This window comes from Autumnicola lenta (genome assembly GCF_031846515.1).
Classification (GTDB): Bacteria; Bacteroidota; Bacteroidia; order Flavobacteriales; family Flavobacteriaceae; genus Autumnicola; species Autumnicola lenta.
In genome coordinates this window covers 12,769-26,459 of record NZ_JAVRHO010000020.1, presented here as the reverse complement: position 1 = coordinate 26,459, position 13,691 = coordinate 12,769, and the positions used below count along the sequence as shown (strand labels likewise).

Annotated in this window: 17 protein-coding genes; 9 read left to right on the top strand and 8 right to left on the bottom strand. The window is 36.6% G+C overall.

All coding sequences use genetic code 11. The annotated features are described in order from the left end of the window. Positions 1-267: 267 nt before the first annotated feature. Positions 268-981, bottom strand: a complete 714-nt coding sequence (locus RM545_RS13480; protein ID WP_311495810.1) for an SDR family oxidoreductase — start codon at positions 979-981, stop codon at positions 268-270. A gap of 226 nt (positions 982-1,207) precedes the next feature. Between RM545_RS13480 and RM545_RS13475 the strand changes: the two genes are divergently transcribed. The 4 genes from RM545_RS13475 to RM545_RS13460 all read left to right on the top strand — a co-directional run bounded on the left by RM545_RS13475 (position 1,208) and on the right by RM545_RS13460 (position 3,382). Then, entirely contained in the window at positions 1,208-1,582 is a 375-nt protein-coding gene (locus tag RM545_RS13475) for a hypothetical protein (RefSeq protein WP_311495809.1), read from the top strand. A 93-nt stretch (positions 1,583-1,675) separates the two neighbouring features. Beyond that, entirely contained in the window at positions 1,676-2,293 is a 618-nt protein-coding gene (locus tag RM545_RS13470; protein ID WP_311495808.1) for a YqaA family protein, read from the top strand. Between the two features lie 111 nt (positions 2,294-2,404). Continuing rightward, the gene (locus RM545_RS13465) at positions 2,405-3,199 is read left to right on the top strand and encodes a DUF1206 domain-containing protein (RefSeq protein WP_311495807.1); all 795 of its coding nucleotides are present in this window, start codon (positions 2,405-2,407) and stop codon (positions 3,197-3,199) included. A 30-nt stretch (positions 3,200-3,229) separates the two neighbouring features. Continuing rightward, positions 3,230-3,382: a YqaE/Pmp3 family membrane protein gene (locus RM545_RS13460; RefSeq protein WP_311495806.1), complete on the top strand. Its 153-nt coding sequence runs from the start codon at positions 3,230-3,232 to the stop codon at positions 3,380-3,382. Between the two features lie 119 nt (positions 3,383-3,501). Here RM545_RS13460 and galE read toward each other — a convergent pair whose 3' ends face one another. Then, positions 3,502-4,536 (bottom strand): UDP-glucose 4-epimerase GalE, encoded by a 1,035-nt coding sequence (gene galE / locus RM545_RS13455; RefSeq protein WP_311495805.1) that lies wholly within the window; start codon positions 4,534-4,536, stop codon positions 3,502-3,504. Positions 4,537-4,701: 165 nt separating this feature from the next. Here galE and RM545_RS13450 point away from each other — a divergent pair, with 165 nt between their 5' ends. The 4 genes from RM545_RS13450 to RM545_RS13435 all read left to right on the top strand — a co-directional run bounded on the left by RM545_RS13450 (position 4,702) and on the right by RM545_RS13435 (position 8,429). Beyond that, positions 4,702-4,986 (top strand): DUF3817 domain-containing protein, encoded by a 285-nt coding sequence (locus RM545_RS13450; RefSeq protein ID WP_311495804.1) that lies wholly within the window; start codon positions 4,702-4,704, stop codon positions 4,984-4,986. A gap of 3 nt (positions 4,987-4,989) precedes the next feature. Further along, positions 4,990-6,288, top strand: coding sequence for a mechanosensitive ion channel family protein (locus tag RM545_RS13445; RefSeq protein WP_311495803.1), 1,299 nt, complete (start codon positions 4,990-4,992; stop codon positions 6,286-6,288). Positions 6,289-6,313: 25 nt separating this feature from the next. After that, positions 6,314-7,411: an endonuclease/exonuclease/phosphatase family protein gene (locus tag RM545_RS13440; RefSeq protein WP_311495802.1), complete on the top strand. Its 1,098-nt coding sequence runs from the start codon at positions 6,314-6,316 to the stop codon at positions 7,409-7,411. 103 nt (positions 7,412-7,514) lie between these two features. Then, a complete protein-coding gene (locus RM545_RS13435; RefSeq protein WP_311495801.1) occupies positions 7,515-8,429 on the top strand; it encodes a mechanosensitive ion channel family protein in 915 nt (304 codons plus the stop codon). 2 nt (positions 8,430-8,431) lie between these two features. Here RM545_RS13435 and RM545_RS13430 read toward each other — a convergent pair whose 3' ends face one another. From RM545_RS13430 to RM545_RS13415, 4 genes are all read right to left on the bottom strand, one after another. Further along, on the bottom strand, positions 8,432-8,821 hold the full coding sequence (locus RM545_RS13430) for an acyl-CoA thioesterase (RefSeq protein ID WP_311495800.1): 390 nt from the start codon (positions 8,819-8,821) through the stop codon (positions 8,432-8,434). A gap of 132 nt (positions 8,822-8,953) precedes the next feature. Then, positions 8,954-9,367 (bottom strand): NUDIX hydrolase, encoded by a 414-nt coding sequence (locus RM545_RS13425; protein ID WP_311495799.1) that lies wholly within the window; start codon positions 9,365-9,367, stop codon positions 8,954-8,956. 1 nt (position 9,368) lies between these two features. Beyond that, complete coding sequence (locus RM545_RS13420; RefSeq protein WP_311495798.1) at positions 9,369-10,241, bottom strand: DUF72 domain-containing protein; 873 nt, start codon at positions 10,239-10,241, stop codon at positions 9,369-9,371. A gap of 12 nt (positions 10,242-10,253) precedes the next feature. Then, positions 10,254-11,612, bottom strand: coding sequence for an NAD-dependent succinate-semialdehyde dehydrogenase (locus RM545_RS13415; protein WP_311495797.1), 1,359 nt, complete (start codon positions 11,610-11,612; stop codon positions 10,254-10,256). A 167-nt stretch (positions 11,613-11,779) separates the two neighbouring features. Here RM545_RS13415 and RM545_RS13410 point away from each other — a divergent pair, with 167 nt between their 5' ends. Then, positions 11,780-12,187, top strand: a complete 408-nt coding sequence (locus RM545_RS13410; protein WP_311495796.1) for a glyoxalase — start codon at positions 11,780-11,782, stop codon at positions 12,185-12,187. Here the strand turns inward: RM545_RS13410 and RM545_RS13405 are convergent. Both RM545_RS13405 and RM545_RS13400 read right to left on the bottom strand, forming a co-directional pair. Further along, positions 12,164-12,892, bottom strand: coding sequence for a DUF3307 domain-containing protein (locus RM545_RS13405; protein WP_311495795.1), 729 nt, complete (start codon positions 12,890-12,892; stop codon positions 12,164-12,166). The genes RM545_RS13410 and RM545_RS13405 overlap by 24 nt on opposite strands. Then, a complete protein-coding gene (locus RM545_RS13400; protein ID WP_311495794.1) occupies positions 12,889-13,554 on the bottom strand; it encodes a hypothetical protein in 666 nt (221 codons plus the stop codon). Before RM545_RS13400 ends, RM545_RS13405 begins: the two co-directional genes overlap by 4 nt. Positions 13,555-13,691 lie beyond the last annotated feature (137 nt).

Below are 13,691 nucleotides of genomic sequence, written 5' to 3'. Positions count from 1 at the left end.
GGTTTAGGCGCTTCAAAACCGTCAAATTTAAACTTTTAATATGGGTTTAACTGCTTCACTTAACCTATATCAATATTTGACATTTCAGCCTCTTAAAATTTTTATGATAGCCGTTAAATTCCAAAAAAAATAACTTGAGTAAGAACTCTGCGAAAGCAATTCGGTAAGTCCATCTGAAAACGCTTGACTGGAATATCCCGATAGGCAGAATAAAAAAAAAGGAACTTTACGAATGGATTCTATAAAATCCCTTTTTTAAAATGTAACTTATTTCTTTGGCGGTTGTGAAGGTCTCACTTCAATTTTACTTGGTAAGGTACGAGGATTCATTTTTAGAAGATCTACTACAAGTTCTCCTATATCTTCAGGTTGAATTTTCCAGCTATCTTCGGGGCTTGGAGTGTGATCATTAAAATGAGTCGCCACAGATCCCGGCATTATTGTACTTACGTTTATTCCCTTCTGTCTCAGGTCCAGCATGACCGATTGGGTAAAACCTGTAAGACCAAATTTACTGGCGTTATAAGCTGAGCCACCCGCAAAGAAATTGGTTCCTGCAAGGCTGGAAATCGTAATAAGGTAACCTTTTGATTTACTAAGAGCATCTAAAGAGGCTTTTACACTATAAAACACTCCCGTTAAATTAGTGTCTATTGTATCCTTCCATTGTTCAGGGGTTAGTTCTTCTATAGATGCAAAGTGACCTACCCCCGCATTCGCTATTACGACATCTAATTGTCCCCACTTATCGTGAACCTTTTTAATTGCCTTTTCCTGACTTTCGAGTTTACGTACATCGGCTTCCACACCTAGTACCTCACCTTTAGATTGGAGTTGCTTTGCAGCTTCTTCAGCACGTTCAGCAGATCGGCTCGTGATGGCAACTTTCATCCCTAAACTTAAAAGAGATTCTGCTACTCCGTATCCTATTCCTTTAGTTGCTCCTGTTATAAATGCTACTTTTCCTTCTAATGAATTCATATTTTACTTTATTTGTTGAATTATTTTAAATCTAATGAAGAATGACTTTCTACTCAAAGATAGAGAACTAATTTCTTGTTAATTTTAAGTCGTTAAGCGTGCGCAAAATGTAAGTTAAAATCTTTCACACAAGCACAAAAAAAGTAACTTTGCACAAAATTAAAAATAGCTTCATTTGGAGCTTTTGGAAAATAAAACTGTTTAACCTGATTTAAAACATAGTCCCTTGGAAAATATAAAAGCTCAAAATTTACTAAATAGAATCCACCGTGATTTAAACCGCAACGGAATCATCATTAATACTCTTGTAAAAGACCTTCAAGAATTAAGAGATCTAGTAGTAGAAGAAGGTAATCCCTTGCTGGCAAAAGTTATCAGGTTAGCCTATGAACACATCGAGGCTTGTGAAGGTTTTGAGATTCCGATTCCGGACGACGAACCAATTGAAGAAGGTGACACTACTGAAGAAACCGAGAAAACTAGCGGACAGGAAAGTTTAGAATATTTATTTTCTTTGATGGCAGATCCTTCTAATAAAGTTAACGAGATAGAACTTCGGGAATATGTAAATGCCTTCAGAGCCTATGAGGAGGAGAACTAGCATTTTTCTTTTTCTGTAAGGAAATCTGGCATAAATTTTAAAGAGACAGATTTCGTTTCAGTTTAAGAATAAATACTTGCTAAAAAATTGTTGATGAAAAGGAAAGCGAAATCTAGAAAGAAGTCGCGTATACGCTTATTGCACCAGTATTATAGTTATACAGGATTCTATAAGTTTGTATGGAAGAGTATAAAGAAAGCAATAGTTCCAATCGTTCTTTTTATAGGAGCTCTACTGGCTCTCGACTATTTTGTACTCGACATAGAAGGAATGCTGGTAACAGTTACAGAAACCTATTCTCCGTTAGGGATTATTAGTGTGTTCTTTATTTCTGAATCGTTGCTTGGTCTTGTGCCTCCCGAATTATTCATTGCCTGGTCTGGAAAATCAGCCAGCCCTATCCTGAATCTTTCATTGTTGGCAGCTGCTTCCTATGCTGGAGGGATAGTGTCTTATTTTATTGGGAAAGGCATCACCAAGATCCCTTCTGTACATGAGCAACTGGAAGTAAATATGGCTCAACATATTGCCAATACAAGAAAATGGGGCGGTTTTTTAATTATTGTTGGAGCTTTACTTCCAATTCCGTTTGCTATAACAAGTATTGCTGCCGGCATAATAAGATTTCCCTTTCTAAGTTACCTTATGTTCGGATTGCTCCGATTTGTAAGATTCTATCTTTATGCACTCGTTATTTTTGAAATGGTTTAAAATACTAAGCTTAGTCCTTAAAATCTTCAAAAAGAGCACTAAAATTTTCCCAATAAGCTGTGGCATCTATATGATTTGAAGTAAATTCAATCTGAACCAAAATCAGATTGAATGGATTCAAAGTTTAAAAAGATGGCCCGGATAGGCTATGTGGCTAAAGGTAGTGTTTACGCCATTACAGGTGTATTAACTTTTATGGCCGCTTTTAACCTGGGAGGACAAAAAACAGGAAAATTACAGGTAATCGAATTTCTCGAAAAACAACCCTTTGGAAATGCTCTTTTAATTCTTATAGGTTTGGGGCTTTTGTGTTATGCAGGCTGGCGTTTTATACAGTCCATTAGCGATCCTGAAGATATAGGATCAGATAAAAAAGCCAAGGCTAAACGTACAGGTTTCTTCGTAAGTGGCTTAATCTACCTGGGGTTAGCCGTCTATGCTTTTATGCAGCTTTTTACTGCAGGATCTTCCGGGGGTGGAGGTGGTCAAAGTTCCTCCTTTCTGGCAGGACAAGCAGGAGTCTATATTTTTGCTATTGTTGGTGCCGCGTTGGCGGTAGCAGGCTTTTTTCAAATCAAAAAAGCTTATACCAATGAATTTTTGAAAAAGTTTAATTACAAATCTATTTCTGAAGAAAAACGAAGAAAAACGATTAAAAATACTGGATACCTTGGACTAATTGCCCGCGGTATTATTCTGGGAATTTTGGCTTTTTTCTTTATCAGGGCTGCCATAGAATCAAACACATCGGACATTAAGAGCACAACAGATGCCTTTTCTTTTATTCAGGATTCCTCATATGGTTCCTGGTTACTGGGAGCAGTTGCAGCAGGTCTGGTGTGCTATGCTATTTATATGTTTATGATGGCACGTTACCGTCAATTTCAAGACGGTGAAAATGAATAATCTAATATTAATCAACTAAATCAATTAATTATGTTAACGATAATTCTAAATATTCTTTTACCACCTGTAGCAGTTTATATGAAACACGGAGTGGGATCTACACTGTTAATCAGTATAATATTAACCATTATAGGCTGGATACCGGGTGTAATTCATGCATTTTTGGTTAATGGAACCGAATAAGAAAAGTAGCTGTTGATAGGGGTATTAGCAGCTATTAACCAAAACAGGCATTTTTTTCTTTAGAAGAGAAAAATGCCTGTTTTTTTGCATTTAAAAATTATGAAGAGAATTAAATAGCTTTAATTCTCTTCATCCTTAGACACCTCCTTCTGCCACTTCCATGCACTTTTTAAAGCTTCTGAGAGGCTTCGACTAGCATTCCAACCTAAGACATTATTAGCCTTTTCTGTATCAGCAAAAGCAGCAATTACGTCTCCCTCTCTTCGTTCCGTAATTTTGTACGGCAGCTTTGCCCCCGTAGATTCCTGAAAGGTATTAATTACCTCCAGAACGGTATTACCCTTTCCTGTTCCAAGGTTGAAAACTTCATAATTAGATTCTTCTTTACCTTCAATTAATCGTTCCAAGGCTACTACGTGTGCCTGAGCGAGATCCATAACATGAATGTAATCTCTTATACATGTTCCATCACGGGTGGGATAATCATCACCGAAAACCGACAGTTCCTGTCTTCGACCTATCGCTGTCTGGGTAATAAAAGGAACAAGATTTTGAGGAGTGCCAATAGGAAGTTCCCCTATTGCTGCTGAAGGATGTGCTCCTATAGGGTTAAAATATCTGAGTGAAATGGCCTTTAAACCTGTTGCTACTTTACAGGTATCGGCTATAATCTCTTCTCCAATCTGTTTCGTATTTCCATAAGGTGACTCTGCCTTTTTTACCGGTGCATTCTCATTAATTGGAAGTTCGTCTGCCTGGCCGTATACTGTACAGGAAGAACTAAAAATAAAATTTGCCTTCGGTTTCTCCTGCAACTCCTGCAAAAGATACACAAGAGTGGAAAGATTGTTTTCATAGTACAATAGAGGATTTCCCACACTTTCACCCACTGCCTTAGAAGCAGCAAAGTGTATAACGCCATCAATATCCGTGTATTTTTCAAAAAATTTCTTTACAGCCTCCTTTTCGCGGAGATCGATTTGTTCAAAAGCAGGTTTTTTTTGGCTTATGCTTACTATTCCCTCCAGTACATTTAAAGAAGAATTTGACAGATTATCAATAATTACTACTTCGAAGCCTTTTTCCTGTAAAGCCACTACCGTATGAGAACCAATAAATCCTAACCCTCCTGTTACTAATATTTTTGAGCTCATTTGTTTCTGTTCTTTACTGTGCAAAATAGGAAAAATAGATCCTTTCCACTTCCTATTCTTTCAAAAAATCTGAATGATTTTTATTTATTTTTTAGAGAATAGAATAAAGTAATTAGAGGCAAAATTCCTTATATCCGCTATCTTTGCCATTGGAAATTAAATACTATGCAAAAAGAAAGCAAAAGAAAGACGTTTAAATGGATAAGCATTCTCGAAGGACTTTCCTACTTAATACTACTACTAATTGCAATGCCTCTAAAATATTTTTTTGATCAGCCAGAGATGGTTCGTTTAGTAGGAATGGCTCATGGTGTTTTATTTATTGCTTATGTATTAGGTGCAATGCTGCTCTACAAAAGCATGAAGTGGAAATTAAAGGACCTTACAATAATATTGCTCTGCTCGTTACTTCCTTTCGGGCCGTTTTACGTCGACAAAAAATACCTTTAAATCATGAATTTTAATCAGGATTATAAGCACATTTTCTGTCTTTTAGAAAACTTATTAGTATCCCAGGGAGTAAATACGGTACTGGCGATGTATATTAATTTGTTGGTTAACCTAAGTATTCTAATTCTTCTAATTTCACTTATTAATTATGTTATTAAACGCTTTGTGGTTGAGACTTTTAAAGCTTTTACAGATAAAACAACCACGACCTTTGACGATTTCCTGATAAAAAGTAATTTTCCAAAATATGTAGGACAGATTATTCCTTTGCTAATCATATTTTATTCGGTCCCTCACATATTTGCAGATTTTCCTCTTCTGCTTCAAGGAATCCTTTTCCTGTTCAATATCTATGTTATTATTCTGGCAGTATGGCTTGTGCGAAGTCTTATCCGTACCTCCCGAAATTACCTGATGACCCGGGAAGAGTATGGAGATAAACCAATAGAAAGTTACAGTCAGGTAGTTCTTATTATTCTATGGGTGATAGGCTTTATGTTTATTTTTGCCGAAATTACAGGTAGATCTGTCATCAGTTTTGCTATATCTCTTGGTGCTGCTTCCGCAATACTACTACTTGTATTTAAAGATACCATCCTGGGGTTTGTAGCTTCTATTCAGGTTTCAGTGAATGATATTGTAAGAATAGGAGACTGGATCACCTTTAGTAAATATGGCGCAGATGGTAATGTAACCGAGATTAACCTCGCCACCGTGCGGGTGCAAAATTGGGATAATACCTTTACCACAATTCCCACCTATAGTCTCATTTCTGATTCGTTCCAAAACTGGAGGGGAATGCAGGAAAGTCCTGGCAGACGTATAAAAAGAGCTATATATCTTAAACAAAGCTCTGTAAAGTTTTTAACTCCTGAAGATCTTCAAAGATTCAGGAAAATTAAATTAGTTTCAAATTATGTAGAAGGTCGTCAGGCGGAAATAGATAAGTATAATGAAAAAAATAATGTTGATAAAAGTATTTTTCTAAACGGTCGCAATCAAACTAATCTGGGGATATTTAGAAAATATGCCGATACGTACCTACACGAGCATTCTGCAATTAATAAGGATTTATACATTATTGTAAGACAACTTGCGCCAACCGCACAAGGTTTACCACTGGAAATTCTTTGCTTCAGCAAAGACAAAAGATGGGAAAATTTTGAATATATAACGGCTGATATTTTTGATCATTTGATAGCGTCTGTTTCTTTTTTCGATCTAAAGCTTTTTGAATCACCTTCCGGAGACGATTTAAAAAATATTATAACGGAGTCCAGTGGAAGGCAAGATCAGATTTAGTTATCTTAGCTACATATTCTCCTGAATGAAATTAAAAACTTTTTTACTGGGTTTTGGCATTCTTGCCGTCTTACTGACACTGGCACCTATAATTGCAGCCGATTACTGGTGGATTCGTATGTTTGATTATCCTCATACACAGCTCACTATTCTAACCATGGTAGCCCTGGTGGTTTACTTCGCAAGGTTCGATATGAGATCCTGGAAGGACTATGCTTTTGTTGCAGTTCTCAGTGCTTGCTTCATATTTCAATTGTCAAAAATTTACCCTTATCTTCCACACAACCAATATGAGGTTGGAGAAGCTTCAGAAGACATTAAACAAGAAAATACTCTTCGCTTTTTTGCTGCAAATGTTCTACAGGACAACAAAAATTCAGATTTAATTATTAAGGAACTAAAGAATCAGAATCCGGACATAATTTTATTAACTGAAACAAATCACAACTGGAAGAAAAGCCTGAGTGAAGCGACATCAAACTTTCCTTTTAAAATAGAAGTACCCATGGATAATACTTATGGTATGCTTTTATACTCAAAACTTCCTCTAAAGAATTCAAAAATCAATTTTTTGGTAGATGATAGTATTCCTTCCATAGAAACTATTGTAGAATTGAGATCAGGTAAGGATGTACAGCTCTTTGCTATTCATCCTACACCTCCAATGCCACAGCACAACCCCTCCTCTACCGACAGAGATGCAGAAATGATGATAATTGCCAAAAAAACAAGAGCATCAAAATTACCCGTAATTGTTGCCGGTGATTTTAATGATGTAGCCTGGTCCAGTACTACGGGACTCTTTAAGGCTGTTGGTGGGTTACTCGACGTAAGAGTGGGGCGTGGATTTTTTAATACTTTTGATGCTACCAGTTCTATTTTGCGTTGGCCTTTGGACCATTTTTTTGTCACAGAAGATTTTCGTCTGGTCGACTGCAGAACAATTGCCAATATTGACTCTGATCATTTCCCTTTTTACCTCACTTTAAGCTTTGAACCCGAAAACGCCAATATGCAAAAGCCGGCAGCACCAACAAAGGAGCAAATAGTAATGGCAAATACCCAGATAGCTGAAGCTAAAAAAAAACAGGAGGAAGAAAACAATAGAAATAAAAAGGAGTAAAATGTTTAGCATCCTCAACTGTTAAGAATTCCTTAATCTCTATTATTTCTAGGATTTTGAATGAGGTAAATGCTATTTTAGAAGGAATTAACAGCGAATTTAAATGCAGCAAGATAGTCGTGCTTATAGCGTAACAACAGTAAAAGATTCGTTTGAACGATTTTATGATAACTTTATTGAACAATTGCCCGGCATAGGTCTGGGTTTGCTTATTATCATTCTTGGTGTGCTTATTGGAAGCTGGATTGGCAGATTTGCTACGCGAAGAATATCTGCCCGTACTAATGACCCACTAATGAGTCGGTTTCTTGGGAAAACAATACGTTTTATCTTCCTGCTCGTCGCAGTTATGCTTGCATTAAGGGCTGCAGGTTTAGGAGGAATTGCTACCGGAATTCTTACAGCTGCCGGTGCAAGTGCCGTAATATTTGGCTTCGCTTTTAAAGATATAGGTGAGAACTTCATTTCCGGGATTATTTTAGCTTTTAACAGACCTTTTGATATTGAAGACACGGTTGAAATAGGAGAAAATTTCGGAAAGGTGAAAGGTCTCGAATTTCGCTACACTAAATTAAAAACCTTTGATGGTAAGGACGTATATATTCCAAATAGCGATGTTCTAACAAAACCTGTTACAAATTTTACTGAGGATGGTTTCTTTAGATGGAACTTTACTATTGGTATTGCTTATGAAAACAATATAGACGAGGCAAAAAAAACTGTGATGACCGCATTACGCAAAGAGCCTACAGTTATTGAAGATAATGAGCATCAGAACTTTGTGATAGAAGACGAACTTGCTACGAGTACAGTAAATCTAAAAGTTTTCTTTTGGGTAGACACTAAAGATTTTAGAAGATTAGCACTCATTACTAAAGGAAATGTGGTTAGGGCCGTTAAAGAAGCTCTCGAGGAGAACGGTTTCTATATGCCTGCAGATATTCAGGAAATAAAGTTATACGGTGCTGGCATGGAAAAAGATTTTCCCGTACGTATGAACAAAGCCGAAGAGAAATAAAATTATTTTTCTAATCTATCTTTCACAAATTCAACTTTAGTTTTACCATGAGGTTTAGGCTTCCCACTTCCATCTAAAGAGACCATAACTATTTTATCAATTGTAATAATAGTTTCCCTGGTCATCTTATTTCGTACTTCACATTGAAGGGTAATAGAGGCTGTACCAAATTTCACGACCTCGATTCCAATTTCCACAATATCGCCCTCTTTAGCAGAGCTGCGGAAATCTATCTCACTCATAAATTTTGTAACTGTCTTCGGGTTCTCTAATTGAATTATGCTATACAGTGCACATTCTTCATCTATCCATTCCAGCAATCTCCCTCCAAATAAAGTACGATTAGGATTCATATCCCCGGGCTTCACCCATTTTCTAGTGTGAAATCTCATTTTTTTATTTTTAAAAGTAATAGAAAAACATGAGCTGATAAAACCCTGTCATTAGAATTGGATTATTATCAGAATCTGAGAATTATATTTCGTTTTCTTTATTTCAGCTAATAAAAAAATACTATTACCCTACTAAAGAAGCCCGCGTGCAGCCGTGATAATTTCTTCATGATCAAAAGCTAAGTCCGGAAGATTATTTATACCGAACCAGCCCGCATCTTTAGCATCATCTCCTGACTTTAATGTTTCTTCAGAATAAATACGGCTCAAGAATGCTATAGAAATCATTCTCCCCCGTGGGTCTCTACCTGGTTTTCCAAAAGCACGAATTTGTTCCATAGAATCTATCTTTACTCCAGTTTCCTCCAGCAGTTCCCGTCTTGCCGCCTGTTCCAGGTCCTCTCCTTCTTCTATAAACCCACCTGGTAGCGCCCACTGGTCTTTAAATGGATCTTTCTTCCTTTTAATTAGTAAAACTTTAAATTGACTGTCACTGTGGCATAACACCACACTATCTACCGTTATCGCTATCTCTTGCTTTCCCATTTTAATTTAGTGTTTTTGGTATTTTGAGTTCTGTTCCAAACTTCTCATTAAGTTTTTTAATAAAATATGCTGAAAGTAAAGGAGAAGCTAATTCCATATTTTGATGGACAAAAAAATACACATTCTTTAAACCCAACTTATACCATTCTTCCAAACGCTCCAGCCAGTCATCCAGCCTTGTGTAGTCAGTTTCGTGGTTAGCTCCATTGTACCTTATAAATGCAGTATCTGTTGTAAGGCGCATATGTAATAAATCCCTTCTTCCTGCGCTGTCTGTAATAATATTGGAAATATTGTATTTAATGAGTAACTCATTTAGTTCCTTTGCAACTACTTTATCATTATGCCAGTCGCTATGTCTAAATTCTGCTGCAAGAGGAACTTCCTTTGGCCAGTGTTTAAAAAATGGTTCCAACCTATCCATAAACTTCGGCTGAAAATTATCCGGCATTTGAAGAAAGACCATCCCCAATTTATCCTTTAAGGGTAACATGTTAGTGATAACATCGTCTACAAGTTCTTCACAGTTGTTCAATCGCTTTATATGGCTAATAATGCTGGGTATCTTAGGAAAGAACTTAAAGCCTTCTTCGGCTTTTTCTTCCCATTTTTCAAATTGTGCCTCAGGAAACATCCTATAAAAAGAAGCATTTAGTTCTATGGAGTTAAACTGCGTGCTATAGTAGGCTAATTCGTCTTTTGTTCCTCTAGGGTAGAATTTTTTAAGATCTGTCTTATTCCATTTTGCACATCCCACCCTGACGTCATAAAAATTTCTTGATCCTTTTTCAGAAAGGATTTTTTCTGTTTGCAAATGAGTCTCAGGTAAAGCAAAATTCACTCTGCCAGGATCATCAACTTTTCCAAACTTCATTTAATATTAATTTTAAAATTTGTTGAAATAGACAGTTTTTCTGTTTACAAACTCCCGAATTCCATGTTCAGAAAGTTCTCTACCGTAACCCGAATCTTTGGTCCCACCGAAAGGTAGTCGCGGATCGCTTTTCACCATATCATTTACAAAGACGGCGCCATCATCAAACTTTGGTACCAGCTTGGCCGCAAATTCTGCGTCCTCTGTATAAATAGAAACTCCCAGTCCAAAAGCAGAACTGTTTACCAGTTCTACAGCTTCATCCGGATTTTTAAAAGTAGTAACACAGATAGCCGGTCCAAAAGTTTCTTCCTCAAACATGGCCATACCTTTTTTAACTCCCGAAACCACAGTAGGTTCAAAGTAAGCCTTTTCCCTTTTTCCACCGGTAACCAGAGTAGCCCCCTGCTCTATAGTTCTTTTAACCTGATCTTCCAGGTCCTCAGCTAAATCTTCTCTTGCTAATACTCCTATAAAAGTTTCTGAATCCATGGGATCCCCGCTTTTAAGCTCTTTTACCTGTTTTACAAACTCTCCCATAAACTCCTGCTCTATGCTTTCCTGAAGAAGTAAACGTTTTCCTGCAATGCAACTTTGGCCTGTATTCTGAAAACGAGCCATCACGCAGGATTTGACTGTCTCAGGAATATTTGCATCCTCAAATACTACCAAAGCATTACTTCCTCCCAATTCCAGCACAGATTTTTTTATTTCTTCGCCGGCTATCGAGGCAACAGAACTACCGGCCGGTTTACTTCCGGTTAAAGTAACTGCTTTAACTCTTTTGTCCCGAATAACAGCTTCAATCTTTTTACTGCCAATGGTAAGGCTTTGAAAGCAATTTGCAGGAAATCCAGCTCTTTCAAAAACTTTTTGAATATTCTGCGCTGTTTTCATCACATTACTCGCATGCTTTAGAACACCAATATTACCCGCCATTAATGCAGGAGCAGCAAAACGAAATACCTGCCAGAATGGATAATTCCACGGCATTACCGCCAATACAACTCCCATAGGTTCATAGCTTATATAACTTTTTTCCGCATCTGTTTCTATTAGTTCATTGGCTAGATGTTCTTTTGCATTTTCTGCATAGTATTCACAAACCCAAGAGCACTTTTCAACTTCAGAAAGAGATTGTTTTATAGGTTTACCCATTTCTAAAGTAATGTCTTTCGCATACTCCTCTTTGTTCTTCATCAATTCTTTTGCTGCTGCTTTCATTAACTTCGAACGTTCCTCAAAAGGAGTTATTTTCCAGGAAGAAAACCTTCGATCCGCAGCTTCTAGAGCTTCTTTTACCTTCTCCTCACTAAGTTCCTCAAACCTTGCGATTTCATCCCCATTATATGGATTATGTGATATAATCATTACACTTATTTGTTATTGTGATTCCGTTCAATATAACAAGAAGTGACAGGTTAATGAGAGCGATTAAGAGGATTTTAACTACGAGAATGTTTATAAGTAGTTTAAAAGTACACTGTTGTACTTCCATAATTACTTCAGAAATAATTAAATTTAAAAAACTTCTTCCTATGAACCCACGCGATCTACATTTATTGGAATCAAGACCACATATTCCTTCCGCAAAAATTACCGAGAGGATGAGTCCTGATGAGAAATTTCAGAACAGCACTTTACGTCCTGTTGCCAAGCTTCAGGATGAACTACTAATTGCAGTTTTTAGAAATTACATTGCAAAACATAAGAATATGTTTTACGATCTGAAGACAGATGAACGTTTGAAATATATTGAAAATGCTATACAAAAGGATATAAAATTCAGGAATAACTTAAAGGGTATTATCATTGGCCAGTTTACTCTGGAAGAATATGCGCTGTATATCCGGAACTCTTCTGCCCTCAATAAACGAATGATGAATATCGTAAAGGAACGGCTGCAGTCAAATATTCAGCTTTTAGAACGCGATCTGACGTACTAGAATCCCTATTATTATTGTAATGGCGAAACTCATAAGAGTACCGATGAGCACATATTCTGTTTGTTTTCTGGCTCCTGCTTCAGATTTATCACTAAAGCGTAAAATGGATTTTGCGGCTATTAAAAATCCTATTGCAGAAAAATTATTGGTTAGTATAAAGGTAAGCACCAGGATTCTTTCAAAAATCCCAATATAACGTCCCGCTGCTTCCAGGCTACCGTTTCCACTACCTGATTTAAGTTCGTTATGCCATCGCTGGGTAGCTTTACCTATAAGAAAACCTACAGGAAATATTGCGATGAGATAACCAATTGAGATCGCCAGAAAGGCAGAAGAAGAAAAACTTCTTTCCAGAAATGGCAAAATTTCATCTGAACCATCCATGATATAGATCCAGGCTATTAAAATAATTACAATATGAAATAACTGATCCAGCAAGAAGATGCGGAGGTTGTCCTTTGTACTGCTTAATTTCCATAAATCAATGCCGAAGTGAGTTAAAGTAATAAACAAGGCTATGTACCATAAGTGCCATTGTTGCAATAGTATATACGTCAGTAAACCTGCTAATATGGAGTGAATGTATAGGTAAAATGATTTAGCCCTTTTCTCTCTTTTTTGTAAAACCCATGCGGTAGGTTGAAAAACAAAATCGGTTAAAATATGTGCGAGTAACAGTTGTAGCAAAATTTGGGTGGCCATCATTGCTCTAAAGATTTAGTAATAACCTGCTCATATCTTTGCAACAAGACAGATACTGCATCCCATCCTGCAGCTTTTTTCCTTTGATTTACAGCAGATTGAGAAATGTGAAGTTTCTCTGCTATTTCCTGCTCTTTTAATCCTTTAAGAAGATGATAAATGACTTCAGCCGAAGCAATACTCCACTTATCCATTAGCATATCCAAAAGAAGGAAACTGGCATAAAATTCAGCATTTAAGTTTTCTTGAGGTGTTTTGAGAACAATGGTCCGTGACTCATTTTTTATTTCATCAAGGCTGCGACCTGAAAATTGAAAAGCCTGTCCGTTAGACTCTGCTATAGAAGGTCTCTCAAATTCATAATCTCCTATTCCTATAGCTATTTTTAAGTCAGCTTGTTTCACAAATGCTTTGCCTCTGGATTTTTCTTTGTCCCGTACAGCATTTATGGCTGTTTTTAGGATTAGTGAAATTTCCAGAGATTTTTCTGGCGTTCGAACAATTCCCTGAAAACTGTCTCCTCTGTAAATCTTAAATTTTAACCCTGAACCATAGATTAGATTCATTTCTTTAAACTCTTCTTTAAGTGTAGATAATACCTTCGAAAGCAAATCTTTAGTATAATGTGAAGAGTTTACCAGGTCTGCTGTGATCACGGCTATCATAGTTCGAATATACAAAAAATAAGGACATAGGCTAATTTTATCTCTTTATAAGCATAAAACCTTATAAAACTACTTTATAAGCATTAAACCTTATAAATATAGCTTATAAGTACAATGACTTATTATGATCAAAAAAA